Annotated in this window: 19 protein-coding genes and 1 pseudogene; 13 read left to right on the forward strand and 7 right to left on the reverse strand. The window is 72.2% G+C overall.

Annotation, left to right across the window (positions count from 1 at the left end; all coding sequences use genetic code 11):
- Positions 1–40: 40 nt before the first annotated feature.
- Both AC38ZX_RS15245 and AC38ZX_RS15250 read left to right on the forward strand, forming a co-directional pair.
- Positions 41–976, forward strand: a complete 936-nt coding sequence (locus AC38ZX_RS15245; protein ID WP_491295065.1) for a glycosyltransferase family 2 protein — start codon at positions 41–43, stop codon at positions 974–976.
- On the forward strand, positions 973–3,258 hold the full coding sequence (locus AC38ZX_RS15250) for a glycosyltransferase (RefSeq protein ID WP_491295066.1): 2,286 nt from the start codon (positions 973–975) through the stop codon (positions 3,256–3,258). Before AC38ZX_RS15245 ends, AC38ZX_RS15250 begins: the two co-directional genes overlap by 4 nt.
- A gap of 13 nt (positions 3,259–3,271) precedes the next feature.
- Here AC38ZX_RS15250 and AC38ZX_RS15255 read toward each other — a convergent pair whose 3' ends face one another.
- From AC38ZX_RS15255 to AC38ZX_RS15270, 4 genes and pseudogenes are all read right to left on the reverse strand, one after another.
- The gene (locus tag AC38ZX_RS15255; protein ID WP_426592763.1) at positions 3,272–5,752 is read right to left on the reverse strand and encodes a glycosyltransferase; all 2,481 of its coding nucleotides are present in this window, start codon (positions 5,750–5,752) and stop codon (positions 3,272–3,274) included.
- Positions 5,749–6,519: a GDP-mannose 4,6-dehydratase gene (locus AC38ZX_RS15260; RefSeq protein WP_491295067.1), complete on the reverse strand. Its 771-nt coding sequence runs from the start codon at positions 6,517–6,519 to the stop codon at positions 5,749–5,751. The genes AC38ZX_RS15255 and AC38ZX_RS15260 overlap by 4 nt, the downstream gene beginning before the upstream one ends.
- A complete protein-coding gene (locus AC38ZX_RS15265; protein WP_491295068.1) occupies positions 6,440–6,724 on the reverse strand; it encodes a GDP-mannose 4,6-dehydratase in 285 nt (94 codons plus the stop codon). The genes AC38ZX_RS15260 and AC38ZX_RS15265 overlap by 80 nt, the downstream gene beginning before the upstream one ends.
- Positions 6,725–6,728: 4 nt before the next feature.
- A pseudogene (locus AC38ZX_RS15270) lies at positions 6,729–7,714 on the reverse strand (GDP-mannose 4,6-dehydratase).
- Between the two features lie 97 nt (positions 7,715–7,811).
- Here AC38ZX_RS15270 and AC38ZX_RS15275 point away from each other — a divergent pair.
- From AC38ZX_RS15275 to AC38ZX_RS15305, 7 genes are read left to right on the forward strand one after another with little or no spacing between them, the layout of a single operon-like run.
- Entirely contained in the window at positions 7,812–8,366 is a 555-nt protein-coding gene (locus AC38ZX_RS15275; protein WP_491295069.1) for a hypothetical protein, read from the forward strand.
- Positions 8,363–8,704 (forward strand): hypothetical protein, encoded by a 342-nt coding sequence (locus AC38ZX_RS15280; protein ID WP_491295070.1) that lies wholly within the window; start codon positions 8,363–8,365, stop codon positions 8,702–8,704. Before AC38ZX_RS15275 ends, AC38ZX_RS15280 begins: the two co-directional genes overlap by 4 nt.
- Positions 8,674–9,831 (forward strand): glycosyltransferase family 4 protein, encoded by a 1,158-nt coding sequence (locus AC38ZX_RS15285; protein WP_491295071.1) that lies wholly within the window; start codon positions 8,674–8,676, stop codon positions 9,829–9,831. Before AC38ZX_RS15280 ends, AC38ZX_RS15285 begins: the two co-directional genes overlap by 31 nt.
- On the forward strand, positions 9,828–11,333 hold the full coding sequence (locus AC38ZX_RS15290) for a glycosyltransferase (RefSeq protein ID WP_491295072.1): 1,506 nt from the start codon (positions 9,828–9,830) through the stop codon (positions 11,331–11,333). The genes AC38ZX_RS15285 and AC38ZX_RS15290 overlap by 4 nt, the downstream gene beginning before the upstream one ends.
- Positions 11,334–11,390: 57 nt before the next feature.
- Entirely contained in the window at positions 11,391–13,082 is a 1,692-nt protein-coding gene (locus tag AC38ZX_RS15295) for an FkbM family methyltransferase (RefSeq protein ID WP_491295073.1), read from the forward strand.
- The gene (locus tag AC38ZX_RS15300) at positions 13,043–13,864 is read left to right on the forward strand and encodes a glycosyltransferase family 4 protein (protein WP_491295074.1); all 822 of its coding nucleotides are present in this window, start codon (positions 13,043–13,045) and stop codon (positions 13,862–13,864) included. The genes AC38ZX_RS15295 and AC38ZX_RS15300 overlap by 40 nt, the downstream gene beginning before the upstream one ends.
- The gene (locus AC38ZX_RS15305) at positions 13,861–15,387 is read left to right on the forward strand and encodes a glycosyltransferase family 4 protein (RefSeq protein WP_491295075.1); all 1,527 of its coding nucleotides are present in this window, start codon (positions 13,861–13,863) and stop codon (positions 15,385–15,387) included. The genes AC38ZX_RS15300 and AC38ZX_RS15305 overlap by 4 nt, the downstream gene beginning before the upstream one ends.
- 4 nt (positions 15,388–15,391) lie before the next feature.
- Here the strand turns inward: AC38ZX_RS15305 and AC38ZX_RS15310 are convergent, their stop codons facing one another.
- Positions 15,392–16,177 carry a DUF4214 domain-containing protein gene (locus tag AC38ZX_RS15310; RefSeq protein ID WP_491295076.1) on the reverse strand — a complete coding sequence of 262 codons (786 nt, stop codon included), beginning with the start codon at positions 16,175–16,177 and terminating at the stop codon, positions 15,392–15,394.
- Positions 16,174–17,250, reverse strand: coding sequence for a SpoIID/LytB domain-containing protein (locus AC38ZX_RS15315; RefSeq protein WP_491295077.1), 1,077 nt, complete (start codon positions 17,248–17,250; stop codon positions 16,174–16,176). The genes AC38ZX_RS15310 and AC38ZX_RS15315 overlap by 4 nt, the downstream gene beginning before the upstream one ends.
- Before the next feature lie 245 nt (positions 17,251–17,495).
- Between AC38ZX_RS15315 and AC38ZX_RS15320 the strand changes: the two genes are divergently transcribed.
- Positions 17,496–18,401 (forward strand): ABC transporter permease, encoded by a 906-nt coding sequence (locus tag AC38ZX_RS15320; protein WP_426592773.1) that lies wholly within the window; start codon positions 17,496–17,498, stop codon positions 18,399–18,401.
- The gene (locus AC38ZX_RS15325) at positions 18,401–19,600 is read left to right on the forward strand and encodes an ABC transporter ATP-binding protein (RefSeq protein ID WP_426592774.1); all 1,200 of its coding nucleotides are present in this window, start codon (positions 18,401–18,403) and stop codon (positions 19,598–19,600) included. The genes AC38ZX_RS15320 and AC38ZX_RS15325 overlap by 1 nt, the downstream gene beginning before the upstream one ends.
- A gap of 6 nt (positions 19,601–19,606) precedes the next feature.
- Here the strand turns inward: AC38ZX_RS15325 and AC38ZX_RS15330 are convergent, their stop codons facing one another.
- Complete coding sequence (locus AC38ZX_RS15330) at positions 19,607–21,553, reverse strand: DUF4214 domain-containing protein (RefSeq protein WP_491295078.1); 1,947 nt, start codon at positions 21,551–21,553, stop codon at positions 19,607–19,609.
- A 192-nt stretch (positions 21,554–21,745) separates the two neighbouring features.
- On the opposite strand from AC38ZX_RS15330, the gene rfbB reads away from it, so the two are divergent.
- A complete protein-coding gene (gene rfbB, locus AC38ZX_RS15335; RefSeq protein WP_491295079.1) occupies positions 21,746–22,741 on the forward strand; it encodes a dTDP-glucose 4,6-dehydratase in 996 nt (331 codons plus the stop codon).
- A gap of 1 nt (position 22,742) precedes the next feature.
- Positions 22,743–25,058, forward strand: a complete 2,316-nt coding sequence (locus AC38ZX_RS15340) for a DUF6311 domain-containing protein (RefSeq protein ID WP_491295080.1) — start codon at positions 22,743–22,745, stop codon at positions 25,056–25,058.
- Positions 25,059–25,066 lie beyond the last annotated feature (8 nt).

A 25,066-nucleotide genomic window follows, 5' to 3' on the forward strand; every position in this document is an offset into this window, starting at 1 on the left:
GGTCCACGCCGCCGAGCGTATAGACACCTAGACTCGCGCCGTGCTTTCACACGGGACCGTGCGCGCCGTGGTGGTCTCCTGGAACGGCGCCCACCTGCTGCCTGCGTGCCTCGACTCCCTGGCGGCGCAGACACTCCCGGTGGAGGTCGTGGTGGTCGACAACGCGTCCACGGACGGGACGGCCGACCTGCTGGCGGCGCGCGACGTCCGCGTCGTGCGTGCCGGGCGGAACCTGGGGTTCGCCGGCGGTGCGGCCCTCGGGATGCGGGGCGCCACCGGCCACGTCGTGCTCCTGAACAACGACGCGACCTTCGCTCCCGACGCCGTCGAACGGCTCGTGCACGCGTTCGACGAGCCCTCGGTCGGAGCGGCGACGGCGAAGATCCTGCTCGCCGGCACGGATCCGGTGCTCGTGAACTCCACCGGCAACATCGTCACGGCCGACGGGCGGGGCACCGACCGGGACTTCCGCCGGCTGCTCGGCACGGAGTCCGCCGACCCGGACGTCTTCGGCTTCTGCGGGGGCGCGGCGCTGCTGCGCCGGGAGATGCTCGACGCTGTGGGCGGCTTCGACCCGTCGCTGTTCCTGTACTACGAGGACACCGACCTCTCGTGGCGCATGCGGGCAGCCGGCTGGTCGGTCCGGTACGTGCCGGCCGCGGTGGCCGAGCACCAGCATGCGGCGAGCTCGGGCACCGACAGCCCGGTGTTCCGGTACTACAACACCCGCAACTCGCTCGTCGTCCTGACTCGGCACGCCCCGAAGTCGGTCGCGGCCCGTTCGTTGGCCCGTCAGGGTCTCGGCCTGCTCCGTGCTGCACTGAGCGCACCGACCGCCCCGACCACACGGGCCAGGGCACGGGGGATCGGTGCGCACGTGCTGCGCCTCCCCCGCACGCTCGCCGAGCGGCGCAGGGTCTGGGACGGGTCCGCTGTGTCTCGGGCCGACGTCGCGACGTACGTGGGTCGCGCGTGAGCCGTCCGCTGCGCGCCGCCCTGGTCAGCGACCGCACCAGCCGCGCACACGCGCGCCTGTCGGCCGAGGCGATCCTGAGGGTGGAGCCGACGACCGAGCTGCGCGTGCTCGACCTCGATGGCAGCTACGTCCCGATCGGCACGGAGCGGACCGTGACACCGGCGGAGGTCGGGCTCGAGGAGCGCGCGCTGCATCTGCGCGCCGCCCGCGGGGCCGCGTCACGCCTGCTCTCCGACCTGCTGCCACTCGTCGCCGAGACGTTCGAGCCGCGCTCCGACGCCGTGCTCTGCCTGCTGCCGGGGGTCGTCGTCCTGCAGCAGCCGGACAACCTGACGGGCCCCGGCGACGCCGCTCGACGGCTGGTGCGCAGGACCCCGGGACCCCTGCTCGCCGACGGCCTCCACCCCGACCAGGCGGACATCGATGCCGCCGGGGAGTTTGCGACCTGCCTGCTGGGGATCCGGCCCGGAGGAGGTGCGGGCGACGTCGAGGAGCCGTCGACGCTGGTGTCGTGGTGGTCGCTCGACCGCGGCTCCCAGGTGTCGGCGAGCGCGGACGGCGGGCTGCTCCTGGACGGTCGACAGGTCGATGCCGTCGACCTGTCCGGGCTCGATCCCGCTCGTCCCTGGCTCCTCGACGCACGCGAGTCGTCCGATCCGCGGGCCCGCCTGAGCGACCACCCGGCACTCGCGTCCTTCGTCGCCGCGGCTGCCGCTCGCCTGACCGCCGACCAGCTCCCGGAGGCGACGGGCGGGTGGGACCCGACGCGCACGAGCCTCGATACACCCGTCGACGACGTCCTGCGCGCACTGTATGCCGACCCACCGTCGGACGCCCCGGACCCGTTCGCCGACGCGGAGCGGGACGCACTGCTCGCCTGGCTGACCGCACCCGCCCCGGACGGAGCGCCCGGGCGTTACCTCTCGGCGGTGCGGCGACTGCGGCCCGACCTCCTGGAGGCGTTCCCGCGGGTACCCGGGCCGGACACCACGAACTTACTCGCCTGGGCCCGGGCGAACGCGGTGGCCGAGGGCTACCCGGCGCAGCTCGTCGGCACCCCTGTCGCGAGCCCGTCGAGACCACCGGCCCGTCCGCGTCGCCCCCGTGGGCCCCGGCGCGGGCGACCGTCGGCCGGGCTGAACGTCGTCGGCTTCCTGCGCGGCGAGCTCGGCATCGGCGAGTCGGCGCGCCTCGTCGTCGCGGCGGCCCGCGCAGCACACGTCCCGGTGCACACCGTCAGCGTCGACGAGCACGCGCTCGGACCCACCCGCGACGCGGTCGCGTCGACCGACACCGCGGGCCCGTTCGACGCCACCGTGCTGTGCGTCAACGCCGACCTCACGCCCGTCGTCGCACCGGCCGTCGGCCAGCTCCTGGATCGCAGCTACCGGATCGGCATGTGGTACTGGGAGGTCGAGGAGTTCCCGGCGACGCTCCATGGCGCCTTCGCGTTCGTCGACGAGGTGTGGGTCGCCACCGACTTCGTCCGGGCCGCCATCGAGCCGCACTCCCCCGTTCCCGTGCGCACGCTCATGCCGCCGCTGCCCCAGCGCGGCGACGAGCCCGCGCTGACGCGCGCCGACCTCGGACTGCCGGACGGTTTCCTGTTCCTCTTCGTGTTCGACCACCTGAGCACGCTCGACCGGAAGAACCCCCTCGGGCTCATCGACGCGTTCACGTCCGCCTTCGGGCCGCGCGACGGTGCCGTGCTCGTGCTGAAGTCGCTCAACGCGCACCGCCGCCCCAGCGACGCGGAGCGACTACGCCTGCACGCGGCCGGCCACCCGCACGTCCACCTCCGCGAGGAGTACCTGAAGGCCGCGGAGCGGGACGCGCTCGTGGCCCACAGCGACGCCTACGTCTCGCTGCACCGCAGCGAAGGCCTGGGGCTGACGATGGCCGAGGCGATGGCGTGGGGCAAGCCGGTCGTCGCGACCGGCTACAGCGGCAACCTGCAGTTCATGAACGACGACAACAGCTACCTCGTCCCGTGGGCTGCCGCGACGATCCCCGGCTCCGCGGCCCCGTACCCGGCCGGCGGCCGATGGGCGGAGCCTGACCTGGACGCAGCGGCGCGGCTCATGCGCCGGCTCGTGGATGACCCGGCGGCCGCGGCGGCCGTCGGCGAGCGGGCAGCCCGCGACATCCGAGAGCTGCACTCCGTCGTCGCCGCCGGCGGACCGCTGGGCGCGCGGTTGAGCCAGGTCCAGCGCGAGCGCCGCCGACGATCGTCGGGCTGGCCACGGCTGCCCTGGTCGCTGCGTGGGCGCCGGAACCGTTGACCGAAGCAGACGGTCAGCCCTGGCCGACCCCGCGGGTCACCCGACCCCAGGCCCGACGGCTGACCTCCTGCACGCCCCCGGCCCGCAGGTAGTCGCGCGCGAGCGTCAGGTCGGAGCGCACGGAGCGACGCGGCCCCCGACGACGCGGCCGCGGGGCGTCGCCGACCGAGCCCGGAACCGCGAGGTCGGCTGCCCGGCGCGGGTGGCGGGCGAACTCGACGAGCGGGGTCAGGACGGTCGACCACGTGAACCCCTGCGCGAAGGCGGCGGACGCCTCACGCGCTGCAGCACCGGCCTCGGCGTCGTAGAGCATCTCCTCGAGGGCCGCCTCGAGCGCGGCGACGTCCTGCTCGGGGACCACCCGGCCGAGGCCGTGCTCGGCGATGAGGGCGCCGAACGTGTCGCCCCCCGTCGCCACGATCGGGAGCGCTGCCCACAGGTAGTCGAGGATGCGGGTGCGGAAGCTGAACGCGGTCTCGACGTGCTGGAAGTGCGTCGAGACGCCCACGTCGGCGTCGAGCAGGAAGTTCGCCCGTTCCTCGTACGGCACCCAGCCCTCGTTGAAGAACACGTGCGTCCCGGTCAGGCCGAGCTCGTCGGCCAGCTCGCGCGTCCGCCACGCCATCGCCATCGTCGGGACGCCCGGGTTCGGGTGCTTCAGGCCGAGGAAGAAGAGCCGGACCTCGGGATGGCGGTCCTTGAGCCGGTCGACCGCACGCAGCAGGGTCAGCGGGTCGAACCAGTTGTAGATCCCGCCGCCCCACAAGATCACCTTGTCGTCCGGGCCGATGCCCGGGACCGCGCCCTTGATGCCGTGCTTCTTCTGCACGGGCGGCGAGTCCTCGATGCCGAACGGGACCACCGCGAGCAGGTTGTCCAGCGAGGCGTCCTCGTCGTAGACCGCGGGGTTGATCCGACCTTGACCGGCCAGCTGACCGAGCCAGAAGTCGCGCTGCTTGTCGGAGGCGCAGAGCAGGAAGTCGGCGCGGCGCAGCTGCTCGTTCAGCGCGTGCGTGGTCACGTCGATCGCGTTCTGCCGGCCCTCGACGCCCAGGTCACGCGCCTGCTCGAGCTGCTCCAGGTGCATCGGGTCGTAGATGTCCGCGACGATGATCTTGTCGCTGCCCTTGAGCCAGGGCGCCGTCTCCAGCAGGAAGCCCTGGAAGATGATGACGTCGGCCCAGCCTGTCGGCTCCTTGAGCCCCGTGCCGGCGGCGTACCCGACGGAGAAGTCCGCGCTCGTGCGCTTGGCGCCGGCCGTCGAGACGAGGCGGACCTCGTGGTCGGGGGCGAGCGCCTTGGCGATCTCCCACGCCCGGATCGCCGGCCCGGCCATGCGTTCGAGCAGCGGCTCGCCGGTCACGACGAGGATGCGGTGGCGGGCCGTGAAGTGCTCGACGATGCCGAACGCCTCGAGCAGCACCTCGTGCGCCGCGAGGTAGGACGGCTGGCCGTACGCGGGCTCGATGGCCTCGCGGAACAGCGGGAACAGCTCGCGGTCGCTGCGCCGGCGCTTGCCCTGCAGCTCGCGGCGGGACTCCAGGAGGCTCGGCAGCTGCTCGACGAAGTAGTCGATCGCGTACGGGCCGGTCAGCGCCATCTTCGGGATCTCGATGGTGCCCACGTCGTCGCCACCCGGCGAGCGCTGAAGGTCCAGCGCCGTGGCGTCGACCCCCGTGCGCGCGACCGACCGGCGCACCGCGAGCGCCATCGCCGCGGGCAGCGCACGGGCGAGCGACTCGTCGTCGTAGTTCTTGTACATCGCGAGCAGCGCGTTGCGCTCGAGCAGGTAGCTCTCGCGGAAGTTGCCGAACTTCTTCATGGTCACGTGGTGCTTGTGGTACGCGACCGAGCCCGGCACGTAGCGCACCCGGTGGCCGAGCAGGTTGAGCCGCCAGCCCAGGTCGACGTCCTCGTAGAACATGAAGAACCGCTCGTCGAACCCGCCGACCTCGCGGTAGAGCTCGGTACGGACGAACATCGCGGCGCCCGTGCCGAACAGCACGTCCTTCGCGGTGTCGTAGGCACCCGTCTCGGGCTTCTCGACCTCGCGCTTGTAGCCCATGCCGAACCACGTCAGGGAGCCGTCGACGTAGTCGATGAGCCGTCCGTCCCAGTCGAGCACCTTCGAGGCGACGGAGCCGATCGTGCGGTCGCCCTCCAGCACCTCGACGGCCGAGCGGATCCAGCCCTTGTCCGGGCGCGCGTCGTTGTTCAGGAACGCGACGTACTCGCCGCTCGCGTGCGCGACGCCGAGGTTGCACCCGCCCGCGAATCCCGTGTTGGAGCCCGAGTCGATCACCGTCGCCGTCGGCACCGCCGTGCGGATCCGCTCGACGCTGCCGTCGCCCGAGTCGTTGTCGATGACGACGAGCTCGAGCCGGTCCGTCGGCCAGTCGATGTCGGCGAACGCCTGCAGGGCCGTGATCGTGTCGTCGGCGCCCTTGTAGTTGACCAGGACGACCGTGACCACCCCGGGGCGGGTCTCGGTCATGCGACACCCCGGACGATCGCGAGGTCGTGGTCGACCATGCGCCCGACCAGCTCGTCGAACGTCACGGTCGGGCGCCAGCCGAGCACCTCGTGGGCCTTCGTGGCGTCACCGATCTGCTCGGCGGCGTCTGCCGGCCGGACCAACCCCTCGTCGGTCTCCACGTGCGCCTCCCAGTCGGCCACCCCGGCGTGCCGCATCGCGGTCTCGACGAACTCCGCGACGGTGTGCGTGACGCCCGTCGCGACGACGAAGTCGTCGGCGGTGGTGTGCCGCAGCGCCCGCGTCATGGCATCGACGTAGTCCGGGGCCCAGCCCCAGTCGCGGCGGACCGCCGTGCTGCCGAGCGACAGCGTCCCACCACCCTCGTGCGCGATCCGCGCGGCCGCGGCCGTGATCTTGCGCGTGACGAACGTCGTCGGACGCAGCGGCGACTCGTGGTTGTACAGGATCGTCGTCGCGACGTGCAGACCCCGCCCACGGAAGATCCCGGCCATCTGGTGCGCGTACGCCTTGGCGGCGCCGTAGGGCGAGATCGGCCGGACGGTCGTGCCCTCGTCCTGCGGCGTGCGGTCAGGTCGCCCGAAGATCTCCGCGCTCGAGGCTTGGAGCACCCGGACCGCCCGGCCCGTGCGCTCCTGCAGGGACCAGGCTGCCTCGAAGACGCCGACCGCCGCCAACCCGCTGACCTCACCGGTGACGGTGGGGTGCTCCCACGAGTAAGCGACCGAGCTGATCCCGGCGAGGTTGTAGATCTCGTCGGGCCGCACGGAGTCGACGAAGCTCGCCGACGCGAGCACGGTCGGTGAGCTCGCCCAGGTGCAGGACGACACCGGCCGGCAGCACCGTGCGCTGCTGCGCCTCCTCGTCGGCCGACCGGACGAGGCCGTGCACCTCGATCCCGTCGGCGGCGAGCGCGGCGGCCAGGATCGTGCCGTCCTGGCCGCTGATCCCCGTGACGAACGCGGTCGTCACACCGTCACCGGCCGTTCAGAGCGCGCTGCTCCTCCAGGTCGTTCTCGACCATCATGGTGACCAGGCTCGGGAAGTCGACCTGACGGGTCCACCCGAGCTTCTCCTGCGCCTTGGTCGGGTCGCCGATCAGCAGGTCGACCTCCGCCGGGCGCATGAAGCGCGGGTCCTGCTTGACCAGGTGCGCCCACTCGTCGATGCCGACGTGCGCGAACGCGATGTCGAGCAGCTCACGGATGGAGTGCGTCTCGCCCGTCGCGACGACGTAGTCGTCCCCCTCGGGCTGCTGCAGCATCCGCCACATGGCGTCGACGTAGTCGCCGGCGAAGCCCCAGTCGCGCTTGGCGTCCAGGTTGCCGAGCGTGATGTCCTCCTGCAGCCCCAGGGAGATGCGCGCGACGGCCTGCGAGACCTTGCGCGTCACGAACTCGGGACCGCGGCGCGGCGACTCGTGGTTGAACAGGATCCCCGACGAGGCGTGCATGCCGTACGACTCGCGGTAGTTGATCGTCATGTAGTGCCCGAACACCTTGGCGACGCCGTAGGGCGAGCGCGGCCACAGCAGGGTGGTCTCGCGCTGCGGGACCTCCTGCACCTTGCCGAACATCTCCGACGACGACGCCTGGTAGAAGCGGACCTTGCCCAGGTCGTTGCCCGCGTACAGCCGGACGGCCTCGATCATGTTGAGGACGCCCTTGCCCGTGACGTCGCTCGTGACGAGCGCGTTCTCCCAGGAGTACGCCACGAACGAGATCGCGCCGAGGTTGTAGACCTCGTCCGGCTTGGCCACCTCGAGCGCCCTGATGAGGCTCGAGAAGTCGGTCAGGTCTCCCGTGAGCAGCGTGACGTCCGGGACCAGCTCGCGCGCGAGCCGTACTTCGGGTTGTTCTGGCCGCGGATCAGGCCGTAGACGTCGTAGCCCTTCGCGAGCAGCAGCTCGGCGAGGTAGAGACCGTCCTGACCGGTGATACCGGTGATGAGAGCGCGGGGCATGATTCCTCGGGGTCAGCAGGCGTTGGGACGCCAGAAGCCTACCGGTCGGCGTCCGACAGCCCGAAAACGGGCGCGGACCCTCACCTATGCTTCACGGGTGCCCGCCTCGAACCTGATCTCGCGCTCACCCGACGGCGAGGACGTCGTCCTCCTGCGCGCGCTGGGTCGGCTCCCGGACGCGCGGTTCGCGCTCGTGCAGCCGGCGTCGGCGCCGACGCCCGCGTGGGTCGCCTCGCTCCGGGACGCCGGGTGGCAGGGCACCGTCACCACCGCCGACGGCGACGACGCGATCCTCGAGGCCGTCCGGTCGGCGGTGCGGGAGCCGCTGCGACTGCTCGTCGTGACGGCGCAGTCCTCCGTCGCCGAGGCGCTCGTCGACGCGCTCTCGTCGCCGGACGTCGTCTTCCTCGGCACCGAGGCCCGCTCGGACGCCGACCTGCTCGAGCAGGTCGTCCGCTGGCGGACGCTCGCCGTGTCGTCGTGGGGCGAGGCGGTGGCCGCGGCCCGCTACGACGAGGACGGCGCGCTGAACCGCGACGAGGCCGCCCGCGCCCGGACCGAGCTGGCCGCGCTGCAGCGCACGATCTCGTGGCGCGTCACGCGACCGTTGCGCGGCGGCCGGCGCGTCCTGTCCCGCCTGCGCCGATCGTGACGGCTCCCGACCCCGTCGCCGGCCTGCTCGCGGCCCTCGACCAGCGTGTCGTCGCAGCCGCGCGAGCGCTCGGACGGCTCGCCGGCAGCGACACCGCGGACACGCTGCGCACGCTGGTGACCCTCGCGCGCGAGAGCACGCAGAGCGACGTCGCCTGGCTGGTCCTGACCGCGGTGGCCGGCACGTTCCCCCTGGCGGGCGAGGTGCAGGCGTTCCGTCGCAGCCTCGAGACGCGGTCCGACGACGAGGCGACGGCCGCGCTGCTCGGCGACGTGGTCCGGCGTCCGTGGCGGGGCGAGCGCTCGAGATGGAGGTCGTCGTCGGCGGCGTCGTCGTGAACGTCGACTTCTGCGCCCGGCACGACATCCACACCGGGATCCACCGGGTGGTCCGCGAGACCCTCCCCCGCTGGGCGCGGGACCATGAGCAGGTCGCGACGGCGAACGTCGACTCCTACGGGGCGCTGCGGACGCTCGCCCCGCGGGAGGTCCAGCGGGTGTTCGACTACTCCGGCGGCGACGAGGTGGACCGCACCGCCGAGCGCGCGTACCGGGCTCGGCTCGTGGTGCCGTGGCGCGCCGTGCTCGTCATCCCGGAGATCCCCGACCCACAGTTCAGCCCGGCGCTGGCCGCACTGGCGAAGCTCTCCGGCAACGCCGTGACCCTCATCGGGTACGACATGATCCCCGTGGTGAGCGCCGACCTGCGTCCGCACGTCGACGCCGTGCGGTTCGGGCGCTACCTGACCGTGGTCAAGCACGCGGCCCGCGTCGCCGGGATCAGCGTCTCGGCGACGACCGAGTTCGCAGGTTTCGCCCACGCCGTGACGGCCCAGGGACTGCCCGGGCCCCAGGTGCACGAGGTGGTCCTGCCCGCCGACGTCCCGCCGCCGGCGCCCGCCGACGAGCACCCGCCGACCCGCCCGCAGGTCCTGTGCGTCGGCAGCCACGAGCCGCACAAGAACCACCGCACGGTGCTGTACGCGGCCGAGCGGCTCTGGCGCGAGGGGCTCGACTTCGAGTTCGTGCTCATCGGTGGGCCGGGCTGGCAGAGCGACTCGTTCGTGCGGCACCTCGCAGAGGTCACCGCGAGCGGACGGCCCGTGCGCGATCGCGGGCGCGTCAGCGACGACGAGCTCTGGCAGGCGTACCGCGACGCCCGGTTCAGCGTGTTCCTGTCCGTGCACGAGGGGTTCGGCCTCCCCGTCGTGGAGTCGCTCGCGTGCGGCACGCCCGTCGTGACCACCGACCACGGATCGATGCGTGAGATCGCCGACGGAGGCGGCTGCCTCGCTGTCGACCCGCTGGACGACGACGCGGTGACCGACGCGATGCGTCGTCTGCTCCTCGACGACGCCGAGCTGGAGCGGCTGCACCAGGAGGCGACCCGGCGCCCCGCGCGCACCTGGGACGACTACGCCGCCGACCTGTGGGACGTGCTGGCGACCGTCGGGGGCCGGTCGTGACCCGCGGATCCCGGCCCGTCGACGACGCGGAGCTGTGGGTCGCGCGCCTGACCGAGCTGGCGCGCGCGGTCGGCGCTCCGGATCCCCTCGTCGGCATCGGCCGCCCGTCCGCACCCGACCTGGCGACGGGGCTCGCTGCGGTCGTCGACCTGGGCGACCGCGCACAGGTGTGGCTCGCGCTCGCCACCCTGACGGCGGAGCTCCCCGAGGACCGGGACGTCGTCGAGCTGACCCGCGCGTGCGCGCTGCAGGGTCCTGGCGCACTGTGGCGGCACGTCGTGTCGTCCGCCACGCGGCAGTCCCGTGCCCACGCGGTCCGGGTGGCGGTGGGTGAGGTCGTCGCCGACGTCAACCACACCGTCGCGACGGACCTGGCGACCGGAATCCAGCGCGTCGCGCGGGAGACCGTGCAGCGCTGGGTCGTGAGCACGACGTGCCGCCCGTTGGCCTGGACCGAGGGCTTCCGGGCGCTGCGCGAGCTGACCGTGGTCGAGTCCGGACGGCTGCTGCCTGGCCTGCCGGTCTCGGACCGCCAGGAGACGGTCGTCGTGCCGTGGCGATCGACGGTCCTCGTGCCCGAGCTGGCCGCCGAGCACGGCCGCAGCGGACGGCTGCTCGCCCTGGCCCGCTGGTCGGGCAACCGGACGGGCGTCATCGGGTTCGACTGCGTCCCCCTGACCTCGGCGGAGACCAGCGCCGAGGGGTTCGCCTCGGTCTTCTTCGGCAACCTCGCCGCCGTGCGGCACTTCGACCGGCTCGCGGCGATCTCGGGCGCGGCCGCGACCGAGTACGAGGGCTGGCGTCGGATGCTCGGCGCCGTCGGCGCGCACGGTCCGGACGTGCACGAGATCCTGCTCGCCTCCGAGGCCCCCACCCCCGAGGCGGCCGACCTGGCCGACGCGCGCGAGAGGTTCGTCGTCGGCGACCTCCCGCTCGTCCTCGTCGTCGGGAGCCACGAACCCCGCAAGAACCACCTCGCCGTGCTGCACGCCGCCGAGCTGCGCTGGCGGGCGGGCGACCGGTTCAGCCTCACGTTCGTGGGCGGCAACTCCTGGGCGAGCCAGGACTTCACGGCGGCGCTCGCCGACGCACAGCGGGCCGGCCGGCCGGTGGAGACGGCGAGCCGCGTGCCCGACAGGCTCCTGTGGGCGGCCTACCGGCTGGCGCGCCTGACGGTGTTCCCCTCGCTCAACGAGGGCTTCGGCCTGCCGGTCGCCGAGTCGCTGGCCGCGGGCACGCCCGTCGTGACGTCGGCCTACGGCAGCATGCGCGAGATCGCCCAGCTCGGTGGAGCCGTCCTCGTCGATCCCCGCGACGACCACGCCATCGCCACGGCACTCGGGCGGCTCCTGAACGACGACGAGCTGCTCGCCGAGCTGCACGAGCAGGCCTGCGCGCGACCGCCACGCACCTGGGACGACTACGCGGGCGAGGTGTGGTCGTACCTGACGGACGAACCCTGGCCCGGTCGAGGGACGGCCGCCGGGGCGGGCCGCAGCTGACCTCTCGCACGTCGACGGCGGACCGGGGGCCCACGCGTGCCCGACTATGATGCTCTCGTGCAATCGCCCCCGTTCATCTCGTATGCCCAGAACGGCGAGGACGTCGTCCTGTGGAGAGCCCTCGGAAACGTCGGAGTCGGCACCTACGTCGAGGTGGGAGCGAATCACCCGACCGACGACTCGGCCACGCGGGCGTTCTACGACCGCGGGTGGAGCGGCGTGACCGTGGAGCCCGTGCCGGAGTTCGCCGCGCTGCACCGCCGTGACAGGCCCCGCGACGCGCTGGTCGAGGCCGCCGTCTCGACCACCGGGGGCAGCGTGACGCTGCACGTGATCCCCGAGAGCGGGCTGTCGACGCTCGTCGACACGGTGAGCGCAGAGCACGAGCGCCGCGGCATCGCCCACGAGGACGTCGTCGTGCCCGCCATGCGGCTCGACGCCCTGCTCGACGACGCCGGCCTGGCCGGCAAGGACATCCACTTCCTGCTCATCGACGTCGAGGGCGCCGAGGCCGACGTCATCGCCAGCATCGACCTCTCGGTCTGGCGCCCCTGGGTCATGATCGTCGAGTCGACGGCGCCGAACTCGACCGAGCAGACCCACGAGGCGTGGCAGGACGGGGTGCTCGCCGCCGGGTACGAGTTCTGCCTCTTCGACGGGGTCTCGCGCTTCTACGTCGCCGCCGAACGGGCCACCGAGCTTCCGGGCCGCGCTGTCCTACCCCGCATGCGTCCTCGACGGGTACCTCACCCGGACCGTCGACCGGCTCGCCGGCGACCGCGCGTCCGCCCTCGCCGACGCCGTGCACTGGCGCACCCTCGCGCTGACCGCCTGGGCGGACGCCGTCGCGGCGTCGGACCCGAGGCCGGACGCACGACTGGAGGAGCAGACCGAGCACCTGCGCGCGCAGATGGCAGCGCTCCAGGGCACGGTCTCGTGGCGGGTGACGCGGCCCTTGCGCGGCGTGCGTCGGGTGGCCAAGCACCTGCGGCCCGCGCGGTGACGGGGCGATCTCCCGCCGACGGCGTCACGGAGACGGACGGGCGGTGGGCCGACATCGTGCTGCGCGCCCTCGACCAGCGTCTGAGCGCGACGGCCGCGGTCGTCCTGGGCTCCGACGCGCCGGTCCCCGCCGACGACGAGCCCGACGGACGGCTCGCGGCGCAGGTGCTTCCGCTCCTCCTCGAGCGGTGCGCCGACCCGAAGCGTGCCGACGTCCGGTGGATCACCCTGACCGCGATCAGGGCGGCCTACCCCACGGCGAGCGAGCTGGTCGGGTTCGGCCGGTACGTGGCGCTCGCGTCGCGCCGCCACGCGGAGTCGGTCGTGTTCGAGGAGCTGCTCCATTCGCCGTCGCCCGAGAACCTCGACATGGAGATGGACATCGTGCACCGCGGTGTCGTCATCGACGTCGACTTCACCGCGCGCAACGACACGCACACCGGGATCCATCGTGTCGTCCGTGAGGTGCTGCCGCGGTGGTCGGACGCCCATGCGATCACGGCCGCCGCCTGGACAGCTCCCGCACGGCCCTGCGGGGTCTCGAACCGCAGGAGCACGCCCGGGTGTTCGACCACGGGCAGGCCGTCGCGACGATCGCCAGCACGCCGGCCGCGCTGCCTCGCCTCGTCGTGCCGTGGCAGAGCACCCTCATCCTGCCGGACGTCCCCAACGGGGCCGCGAGCGACCGGCTGGCCACGATCGGTTCGTTGTCCGGGAACGACCTCTCGCTCGTCGGGTACGACATGATCCCGATCACGAGCGCCGAGACGCGCCCGTTCGGGGACGCGCTGGCGTTCGCCCAGTACCTCACCGTCGTGAAGCACACGCGCCACATCGCCGCGATCAGCCGGTCGGCGACGATGGAGTTCAGCGGCTTCGCGAGCGCCCTGGCCGCGCAGGGGCTGGCGGGCCCGACCGTCCGGGAGGTCGTGCTGACCGAGGAGGCGCCCGCCCACCAGGACGACGTGGTGCGCAGCACCGAGCGCCCGCGCATCGTCTGCGTCGGCAGCCGCGAGCCGCACAAGAACCAGCGGACCGTCCTGCACTGCGCCGAACGCCTGTGGCGCGAGGGACTCGACTTCGACCTCGAGCTCATCGGCGGGAACGGGTGGAACGCTGACGTCCTCGCGCCCGCTCTCGCGCGGGCGACGTCGCTGGGCTTCCCGGTCCTCGACACGGGGCGCGTCGACGACGCCTACCTGTGGAACGCGCTCCGGTCGGCGACGTTCACGGTCTTCGTCTCCCTGCACGAGGGATACGGGCTGCCCGTCGCGGACTCCCTCGCCTGCGGGACGCCCGTCCTCACGTCGAACTTCGGGAGCCAGCAGGAGATCGCCGAGGGCGGTGGGTGCCTCACCGTGGATCCGCGGGACGACGAGTCCGTGACGGACGGCATGCGCCGACTGCTCACGGACGCCGCGTTGCTCGAGGAGCTGCGGGCGCAGGCGCTGGCCCGGCCACGACGCACCTGGGACGAGTACGCCGACGAGCTGTGGCGGGCGCTGGTTCCCGCCGGGGAGACACCATGAGGAACCGGCGGGCTGCCGCACGCGGGCGCCAGCTGATCGACGACGCCCGATGGACCGCCTGGGCGAGCCGCCTGACCCTGCTCGCGAACGCAGTCGGCCGCGCCCAGGCGCCGTCGACCAGCTCGGCGGACCCCGAGTCCTTGCGTCGGGCGCTCGCCGAGGTCGTCGACGTGTGCGACCGCTCGCAGGTCTGGCTCGCGCTGGCTGTCCTGTCGGGTCGGCTGCCCGACGAGGACACGGTCATCGAGGTCGCGCGCGGCGACGAGTTCGACGGTGGCGCGTCGCTCGTCTCCGCGATCGAGCGCCAGACGACGGCCGAGAGCGCCGCGTGGCTGGTCCGCGTCGTCACCGGGGGTGCCGTCGTCGACGTCGCGCACACGGCGTCGACCGACTTCGCGACCGGGATCCAGCGCGTCGCGCGGGAGACGACACGGCGCTGGCTCGCGACCCGTCCGGCGACGCCGGTGGCCTGGACCACCGGCTTCCAGGCGATGCGCGAGCTCACCGCCCTCGAGCGGGACCGCCTCCTCGACGTCCGGGCGCCCGTCGACACGAGCGCAACGGTGGTCACCACCGTGGTCGTGCCCTGGCACACGACCTACGTCCTCCCCGAGCCAGCCGCCGAGCCGGAACGGAGCACGCGCCTGCGCGCGCTGGCGCGGTTCGCGACGAACCGCACCGGGGTCATCGGCTTCGACTGCGTCCCGATCACCTCCGCCGAGACCACGCAGCTGGGCCTGTCGGCCGTGTTCGCGGGGAACCTCTCGGCCGTCCGGTACTTCGACCGGGTCGCCGCGATCTCCAGTGCCGCCAAGACGGAGTACGACGGATGGCGGGCGACGCTCTCGGCCATCGGCGTGGACGGGCCGGAGGTCGGGGCCGTCGTGCTCCCGGTCGAGGTCGACGACGAGTCGACCTGGGACGTCGAGGCCGCCGTGGGCCGGTTCCAGGTCGGGACGCTCCCGCTCGTGCTGGTGGTCGGCAGCCACGAGCCGCGCAAGAACCACCTCGCGGTCCTGCACGCCGCGGACCTCCTGTGGCGCGAGGGCCGCGAGTTCAGCCTGAGCTTCGTCGGCGGCAACGCCTGGGGAAGTGACGCCTTCGTGAACCAGCTGGCGGTCGCCCAGCGGGCGGGCCGGCCGGTCGACACCGAGAGCCGACTGTCGGACGCGCGGCTCTGGGCGGCCTACGCCCTGGCGCGGTTCACGGTCTTCCCGTCGCTGAACGAGGGGTTCGGCCTGCCGGTCGCCGAGTCGCTCGCTGTGGGTACGCCGGTCATCACCTCGTCGTTCGGCAGCATGCTCGAGATCGCGAAGGAGGGCGGCGCGCTCGTCGTGGACCCGCGAGACGACGTCGCCATCGCCGACGCGATGCGCGAGCTCCTCACCAACGACCGCACGCTCGAGCGCCTGCGCGAGGAGGCCGCACAGCGTCCCACGCGGACGTGGGACCAGTACGCGGACGAGGCTTGGGCGTTCCTCGCCGACGCCGCCGCCGACAGGCCTGGCGGCGGGGCCGGCTGACCCGTCAGGGGAACCGGGCGATCGCGCGGGCCCGGTACTCCTGGCTCCCGGCGATGCCCGCTCGCACCGCACCCTCGCCCGAGGTCAGCAGCACGGTCGTCCAGCTCGCCAGTCCCGTCGGGTCCGGTCCGCGGCCCAGGAACGTCTGGTAGTAGCTTCCGGCGCGGATCGACGCGGCCTCCCGTGACCACCAAATCGAGTCCACCACCCACGCGCGACCCTGGGTCGCGACCAACGAGACCCACGTCGAGACCTCGGCGTCCGAGGCGCCGCGGTGCAGCATCGTCGTGTAGAGCCGCTGGACGTACCCCGGCCACGTGCCCCCCGACGCCGCGAAGTACTCGTCCGAGTCGTAGAACCGCCGCTGGACGTCGTCGACCGTACCCAGCCCCGCGCGGATCTGCGTCAACCACGCCTGCGCACCGACGGGGTCGGGTCCGCGACCGAGCACCTCGTTGTACGCCTTGGCGACCCGCAGCGCGATGTACTCGTCGCTGCGGGTCAACGCTGCCACCAGCTCGGACTGGCTCGTGCCCGCGAGCAGCGCCGCCGACCAGCCCTGCAGCCCCGTCGCGTCCGGGCCGCGGCCCAGCAGGTCCGTGTACAGCGCCTTCACCACCGACTGCGCCTCGGCCGGCGAGACCCAGCTGATGCTGAACCAGTCGCTGCGCAGGCCGAGCGCGATCCGGACCTGGTTGCCGGTCAGCGTCTTGGCCGCGCCGTTGTTGTCGACCACGTTGACGCTCAGCACGCGCCCGCCGTCAGCGCCCAGACCGTTGCGCTGGGTCACCGAGATCGACCGGACGGGCTGACGCCGAGCCCGGAGGCCACCGTCGCCACCGGGATGGTGCTCACCCAGTCGTGGTACGGGTTCTGCGCGACGGCGTCACCGTCGTCGACGACCGCGGGGAACGTCCCGCCGGCGGTCCAGCCGCCGGTCGACGAGCTGAACTCGGTGCGGGCGATCGTCGACGTGCCGGTGACCTTGCGGACCTGCCCGGCGGTCTGCAAGACCGCCAGGTCCGACTGCGCGGCCTCGAGGAGGGTCCTCGCCCCGCCGGTCGGGCGGAACGCAGCGCCCGAGTACACCTGGCAGGCCGTCGTGTCGCAGGTGTTCGCACCCGACGCGCGGGTCGACGACAGCGCGTAGCTCCGCGCGGCGACGGCCTGAGCCTTGAGCGCCTCCATGCCGTTCGCGAGATTGCCCCAGGACGCCGGGGACTCGCGCGGGACGACGCCGCGCAGGTAGTCCTCGGCGCCGAGCCGGTTGAAGGTCATCTGGGTACCGCTCACGTTCTGCACCGTCAGCTGACCCCGGTACGTGCGCTCTCCGGAGGCCTCGCACACGCGGATCATCCCGTCGACGGTGGAGGGGTCTGCCGTGCCGATCGTCACGTTGCCCGCCGTCCAGGCGCCCGCGATCGGCGTCCACGTGGTCGCCCCGCACGACGCGCCGCTCCAGAGCGCGACGGCGCCGCCCGGCTGCAGCTGCGCACGGATCGCGACGTCACCCGTGCCCACCGCAGCGCCGTTCACCTGGACGTTCGTGCCCACGGCCGTCAGGGTCGTCCCGGTCTCCGCGGTGAGCTCGACGTTCATGTACGGGTTGCCGATGCCGGCGAGCGTGGTGCCGCCGTAGTAGTGGTCGAGGATCTGCGTGTAGCCCCACTTGTACGTCACGGCGTATCCGAGCGCGCCGTACTGACCCATGCCGCGGCCGTGGCCCCAGCCGTGGCCGGAGAACGTGATGGAGTCACCCGCCACTGCGAGGACCGGGCCGACCGCCGGCACCGGCGCCGCGGCGGACGGGGCGGCGAGCCCGCCGACGAGCAGCAACGCGAGCACACCGGCCCAGCCGCGCACGCGCACTCGACTCGGTCGACGACTCGACATGACTGCTCCCTGCTCCGCTGTGATGATCCGCGCCATTCCACCACGACAAGGTGGTCGCGCGGTGCACCTCCGCGGTCGAGCTGCTCGACGCTTCACCCGTACAGCGGGCACGGGTCGACGGGGTCTCGACGCTGTCGAACCGGGGTCGCGGACCCACCCGGTAAGATACGAGGCCGGTCGGCGCCCGAGACGGCGCCGCCGGGACAAGGGAGCAGATGACGAACGACAACGCCGTGCGCGAAGCGCGCCTCGCCGCGGAGCCGATGCGGTCGGCCGGGCCTCGCTCGGGCTTCGTATCCGGCACCTGGCACTCCCTGCGGGACGTCTTCCACCACTCCGAGCTGCTCGACCTCCTCATCCGACGCGAGCTCAAGGCCCGCTACAAGGACAGCGTGCTCGGCTTCTTCTGGAGCCTCGCCCGTCCCCTCGCCCTGCTGCTGGTGTACTTCATCGCCCTGGGCCAGTTTCTCGGGGCCTCGCGCAGCATCCCGTCGTTCGCGATCTTCGTCTTCACCGGCCTGACCGCCTGGCAGCTCTTCTCGGACATCGTGACGGGCTCGACGTCGTCGATCGTCAACAACTCCGGCCTCATCAAGAAGGTCTACGTCCCGCGCGAGGTCTTCCCCCTCAGCAGCGTCGGCGCCGCCCTCTTCAACTTCTTGATCCAGCTCCTGATCCTGCTGGGCGCCACGCTCGTCACCCAGCAGTTCCCCACGGGTTCCCGGTGGGCGTACTTCCCGCTGTCCCTCGCCGTCCTGGTCGTCTTCGGGACAGCCCTGGGCCTCTTCCTCGCCGCCGCCAACGTCTATCTGCGGGACGTGCAGTACCTGATCGAGATCCTGATCATGATCCTGTTCTGGGCGTCACCGATCGTCTATTCGTGGGCCCTGGTGCAGAACGCGCTCGCCGGGACGTTCTGGGAGCAGCTGTACCTGGCGAACCCGATGACGCAGGTCGTGCTGGGCTTCCAGAAGACGTTCTGGGTCGCCGGTGACGGTCAGGCGTTCCCCGAGCACCTGATCGGCCGCCTCTGGATCACGCTCGCTGTCTCGTTCGTCCTGCTCTGGTTCAGCCAGCGCGTCTTCTCGCGCCTGCAGAGCAACTTCGCCCAGGAGCTGTGATGTCCACGCCAGTCATCGAGATCCGCGACCTCTCGAAGCGATTCGTCATCCGCAAGGAGAAGTCGCTCAAGGAGCGCCTGGTCAACTTCGGGCGCTCGAACCAGTACAAGGACGACTTCTGGGCCCTGCGCGACGTCGACCTGACGATCGGCTCGGGCAGCACGGTCGGCCTCATCGGACCGAACGGGTCGGGCAAGAGCACCCTGCTGAAGATGATCGGTGGGATCTTCCAGCCGACCTCGGGCGAGGTCCTCCTCCGGGGTCGGCTCGCGGCGCTGCTCGAGCTCGGCGCCGGCTTCCATCCCGATCTGACCGGTCGGGAGAACGTCTACCTCAACGCCTCGATCCTCGGGCTCTCCCGGGCGCAGACCGACCAGCACTTCGACGCGATCGTCGACTTCTCCGGCATCGAGCGGTTCATCGACACCCAGGTCAAGTTCTACTCGTCCGGCATGTACGTCCGGCTGGCGTTCGCCGTCGCCGTGCACGTCGACCCGGACATCCTCCTGGTCGACGAGGTCCTCGCGGTGGGCGACGAACCGTTCCAGCGCAAGTGCATGGACCGCATCCGCGGCTTCCAGCACGACGGACGGACCATCGTCATCGTGACCCACTCCCTCGACACCGTCGCCGACCTGTGCGACCGCGCGATCGTCCTGGAGAGCGGGCGAGTGATCGCCGACGGCGAGCCCCGGGACTCGCTGCGCACGCTGCGCTCGGAGTTCGAGCTGACGCGTCAGGACGACCTGGATCGGCGCCGGGTCAAGGTGCAGGAGGAGGACGCCCGACCCGAGATGGTCGTCGTGGAGTCCGTCGTCGTCCTCGGGCCGAGCGGCCTCCCCGTCGAGAGCGTCTCGCCCGGCGACCCGCTCACCGTCGAGGTGACGGTCCGGGCCGCCGAGCCCTTCACCGACGGCGTGCTCGGCATCGGCATCGAGTCCAGCCTCGGCGTCTCGGTGTTCGGCACCAACACCAAGCTGCTCGGGGTCGGTCTGCCGACCGTCCGGGGCACAGCCACCTACCGGTTCCAGCTCGGCGACCTCACGCTCGGCGAGGGCTCCTACACGCTGCACGGCGCGGTCGCGTCGGTCTCCGGCACGGAGCTGCACCGCCTGCGCGAAGCCGCGCACCTCGAGGTGAAGGGCGACGGCCGCACCGTCGGGTACCTGTCCGCTACCGCGAGCTTCGCGGCCCGCTGACACCCGTCACGGGAACCGGGCGATCGCGCGGGCCCGGTACTCCTGGCTCCCGGCGATGCCCGCTCGCACCGCACCCTCGCCCGAGGTGAGCAGCACGGTCGTCCAGCTCGCCAGTCCCGTCGGGTCCGGTCCGCGGCCCAGGAACGTCTGGTAGTAGCTCCCGGCGCGGATCGACGCGGCCTCCCGTGACCACCAGATCGAGTCCACCACCCACGCGCGACCCTGGGTCGCGACCAACGAGACCCACGTCGAGACCTCGGCGTCCGAGGCGCCGCGGTGCAGCATCGTCGTGTAGAGCCGCTGGACGTACCCCGGCCACGTGCCCCCCGAGGTCGCGAAGTACTCGTCCGAGTCGTAGAACCGCCGCTGGACGTCGTCGACCGTGCCCAGCCCCGCGCGGATCTGCGTCAACCACGCCTGCGCACCGACGGGGTCGGGTCCGCGACCGAGCACCTCGTTGTAGGCCTTGGTGACCCGCAGCGCGATGTACTCGTCGCTGTGCGTCAACGCCGTCACGAGCGCCGACTGGCTCGTGCCCGAGAGCAGCGCGGCCGTCCAGCCCGTCAGACCGGTCGCGTCCGGGCCGCGGCCCAGCAGGTCCGTGTACAGGGCCTTCACCACCGACTGCGACTCCGCGTACTGGCGGGCGTCGTAGTAGGTCGCCGCCGAGACCCGGATCTGCGGGAGCGCCGCGTACCCGCCGTTCCCGGGACACGCCGTGAAGGCGACGTCGCGATGGCCGAAGACGCGCGGCAGGGTCACGGTCTGGTTCTGGAACCGGGAGTTCTCCCCCACGCCAGTCGCGTACTGCATCGTCCCGCGGGGATCGACGTCGTATGCGGCGAGCCGCCAGCCGATGATCTGCGCGACGGTGTTGATCGTCGCGGCCGGTGGCACCGCGTCGTAGGTGCCGAGCATCGCGACACCCACGGTCCCCGTGTTGAACCCCCCGGCGTGCACGCCGATCACCGGCGAGTCGAGGCTGTGCGCGCGGCCCTCGTAGAGGTTGCCCCACTTGTCGACGATGAAGTTGTAGCCGATGTCGCACCAGCCGCGCCCGTCGATGTGATAGCGCTGGTCGTTGCGGATCTGCTGCTCGGCCTCGGCGACCGTGCTGTAGTCGTTCGATCCGGCCGTGTGGTGCACCGCAGCGCCCACCAGCTGCGAGGCGACGTCCGGCTCGCACACGGGGGCGGCCGCCCCCCACTGTGCGCGGGTGATCATGGTCGGCGCCGGGCCCGCCATCACGACCGCCGCCGGGGACTCGGAGTCGGTCGACGCCGCGGCCCGCACCACAGAGGTCGAGAAGACGGCGGGCTGCACGATGGCGCCCGACGTCCCCGCCGTCTGCGCGGTCCTGTCGGCAGCGGTGGTGTCGGGAGAGCCGACGAGCACCAGGTTCAGGTCCGCCGACGCCGATGACGCCGGGTCTGTCGCGAAGGACAGCTGGAGCGCGGCCGCGTCCCCGAACCACAGCGGATCCGTCCCACCGCGGCTCGCCGCCCTGCCCGCGTCGGGCGTCCCGGCGTCGGGCGTCGAGTCCTCGGCATCCATCGGCTGCCACGCACTCCAGGCGCCGCTGTCGTCGCGCCAGCGGACCGACGGGTCGAGGTTGTCTACCGCGGCGTCCGCGCCCGGCGCCCACGTGATGCCGACCGTCTGGTAGTCGGCGGCCTCGATCGTCTTGGTGACCACCCGGTCGCCGTTCATCACCGTGTCCGCCGTGACTGCGTCCTGCGGAACGGACCGCGGCGCCTTCACCACGCCGGCGTCGGAGACCGCGGGGACGACCAGCGGGATCTCGTCGAACGCGTCCCCGGTGCCCGGTGCGTCCGTCGGCTGGTCTGTGGCGACCGCGGCCGCCACCGGCGGTCCGTCGACGGACTCAGTGGCTGGGAGCGCGGCGGGAAGGCCTCCGACGAGCAGCGCGGCGAGAGCAAGCTGGGTGAGCATAGGGATGTCCTGACATCGACGACACTGCGGTACCCGAGTCTTGGTCGATGCCGCCGGTGGATCAAGCACCGCCACGCCCAACCGATGTGAAGGTTCCTCGGCGGATCGGCCTCGAAGGCATCGAGCATAGACGGGGGCGCGGGCCGGGTAGGCTGTGGCGGCTTCTCGACCCGCCCCTGGAGGTTCTCTCTCGTGCGACTGCTCGTCACCGGCGGCGCCGGATTCATCGGCTCCAACTTCGTCCACCAGACGGTCCGCGAGCGTCCGGACGTGCAGATCATCGTGCTCGACGCCCTCACGTACGCGGGCAGCGAGGCGAGCCTCGCGCCGGTGCACGACGCCGTGGACTTCCGCAAGGGCGACATCACCGACGTCGACCTCGTCGACGAGCTGGTCGCGCAGGTGGACGTCGTCGTGCACTTCGCCGCCGAGTCGCACAACGACAACTCGCTGCGTGACCCGTGGCCGTTCGTGCAGTCCAACATCATCGGCACGTACACGCTGCTCGAGGCGGTTCGTCGGCACGGGACCCGCTTCCACCACATCTCGACCGACGAGGTGTACGGCGACCTCGAGCTGCACGACCCGGCGAAGTTCACGCCGGACACCCGGTACAACCCCTCGAGCCCGTACTCCTCGACGAAGGCGTCGTCCGACCTGCTCGTCCGTGCCTGGACGAGGAAGCTCGGCATCCACGCGACGATCTCGAACTGCTCGAACAACTACGGCCCGTACCAGCACGTCGAGAAGTTCATCCCGCGGCAGATCACCAACCTCATCGACGGCGTCCGGCCCAAGCTCTACGGGAGCGGCCAGAACGTGCGCGACTGGATCCACGTCGAGGACCACAACTCCGCGGTGTGGGCGGTCATCGACCGGGGTCGGGCGGGCGAGACGTACCTCATCGGCGCCGACGGCGAGCACACGAACAAGGAGGTCGTCGAGGCGATCCTCGACGTGTCCGGGCACGCTCGGGACGACTACGACCTCGTGAGCGACCGCCCGGGACACGACCTGCGCTACGCGATCGACGCCTCCAAGCTGCGGACGAGCTCGGCTGGGAACCGCGGTACGGCAAGCTTCCGGGACGGCCTCGCGGCCACCGTGGGCTGGTACCGCGACAACGAGGCATGGTGGCGTCCGCAGAAGGACGAGACCGAGGCCCGCTACGAGGGGCTCGGACGCTGACGTGACCCAGGAGACCCCTGCCCCCGAGGCCGCCGCGACGGATCGGCAGCATGCCGAGGGCGACCCGCCCCCTGCCCCCGAGGAGACGCGGCCCGCCGACCAGCAGCCGCACGACGGCATCCAGCCCGACCCCGGTCGGCCCGCACCCGCGCCCACCCTTGGACGGCAGGTCGCGATCGCTGCCGTCGCCGCTGTTCGGGCGGCCTGGCCGCACGCGCTCGCGGGAGCGATCGCCTTCGCGGCGGCCCTGTGGACGTACCGGCCCTGGGCGTTCGGCTCGGCCGTCGCGACCCCGAGCGGCGACTCCCTGGCCTTCCACGCCTGGGTGCAGAACATCATCGAGTCCGGCTGGTACGAGCACGGCACCCGTCTGGCGGCGCCATTCGGGCAGAACAGCCACTCCTACAGCGTGACCGACGAGCTGCTGTTCGGCTTCGTCGGCAAGATCCTCGCCCCCCTGACCGGCAGCGCCGGCGCCGCCGTCACGTGGGCGGTGATCCTGTCCTTCCCCGCCGCGGCTGTCCTCGCGGTCGTCGCCGCCCGCACCCTGCGCGTGAGCCGGGTGGCGAGCGTGCTCGTCGGCGTCGCGTTCGCCCTGCTGCCCGACCATTTCATCCGCGCGACCGGACACTTCTCGCTGGCCCAGTCCTGGGTCGTGCCCATCGGCGTCATCGCCGCCACGTCGCTGGTCCACCCGTTCGAGGGCAAGCGACGTCGGCGGTACGTGATCGAGGGCGTCGTCCTGTTCGGGTGCGTCTGCATCTCGCTCGTGAACGCCTACTACGCCGTGTTCGCGGGCCTCCTCATCGCGGGGGCGGCCCTCGGGGCGTGGCGCAAGTTCGGGTTCCGGCACGCCGTCACGCCGACGGCGCTGCGTGCGGCGGCGCTGGGTGTCCCGCTCGCCGTCGCGATGTGGATGGACAAGCTGTACCTGCCCTCACCCCTCGGCTACCCGTCCATCGCGCTGTCCCGGTCCGCGGCGGACGCCGACGTGTACTCGGGCAAGCTCCTGGCGTTCCTGCTGCCCGCGGCGCAGCACCGCAGCGAGCTGTTCCGCAACATCCGCAACAGCTACGACTCGACGTTCCCGAACCCCGCGGAGCAGCCCGCCCTGGGCACCGTGGCGACCGTGGCGTTCCTGGCTCTCATGATCTGGGCCGTGCTCGTCTACTGGCGTCCGCGCGCCGCCGAGAAGTCGCCGATCCTCGCGACCCTCGCCGCCCTGACGTGGGTCGCGATCATCTGCTACACGGTCGGGGGCATCGGCGAGCTCTGGGCGTTCGTGCTCAACGGTGGCGGGCTGCGGGCGTGGAGCCGGATGCACGTGTACATCGCGCTGCTCGCCCTGCTCGCGGCCGGCGTGACGCTGGACAAGATCCGCCGGCGATGGGTGCTGTGGGCGACCGTCGGGGCGCTCGTCCTCGTCGCCGTCGTCGACCAGACGAGCCCGTGGTACCGGCCCGACCCGGGCGTCGCCGTCGCGACGCAGAAGGACGTGTCGGACTTCACGTCGCAGATCCAGGGCGAGGTACCGTCCCAGTCGCTGATCTACCAGTACCCGGACGTCTCGTTCCCCCTGTCGTTGACGGACACGACTCCGGCATCGGCGTACGACGGCTTCCTGCCCTACCTCTACTCCGACGGTCTGCGCTGGTCCTACGGCGGGCTGCAGGGCGATCCGAAGGCCGACTGGCAGACGAGCATGGGGCTGCGGCCCATGGCCCAGCAGGCCGCTCTGCTGCAGGCGGCCGGGTTCAAGGGCCTCGTGATCGACACGACCGCGCTCACGAGCAACCCGACGGCGCTCGACGCGGCCCACCAGGCGCTGGGGTCACCCGACGTGACGAGCAGCAGCGGTCGGTGGGAGTTCTACCGGCTCGACGGCTCGGATCCCTCCTGCGTCGCCGGCACCGACGACCTCGCGGACGTCGCCCTCGCGCCCCCGATCCTGTACCCGGGAGCCGGGACCCACCCGACGGGCAACGTGCTGATCAACGACCAGCCCGGTCCCGGCACGCTGCGCATCCTGACGCTGCGGCCGAGCGGGTGGGGGCACGTCGACACCGAGTTCACCATCGAGGTCCCGCCGTCGGGGCTGCGCGTGACGTGGCCGGACGGGACCCAGGTCGAGCTCGCCGCAGGCACCCAGCAGGTCCAGTGGTCGGGCGCTCTCCCGCGTACGGAGACGGTCGTCGGCATCGAGCGCCTCGACGGCAGCGCGACCCCGTACCGCATGTACGGCTTCTCCGCCCAGGTCGGGACGGGGGCGGCCGCCGAGGCGTGCCTGGCATCACGCGCGGCGCCGGCCACGTCCTGACGGCGTCC

This window comes from Cellulomonas sp. McL0606, from assembly GCF_058248365.1.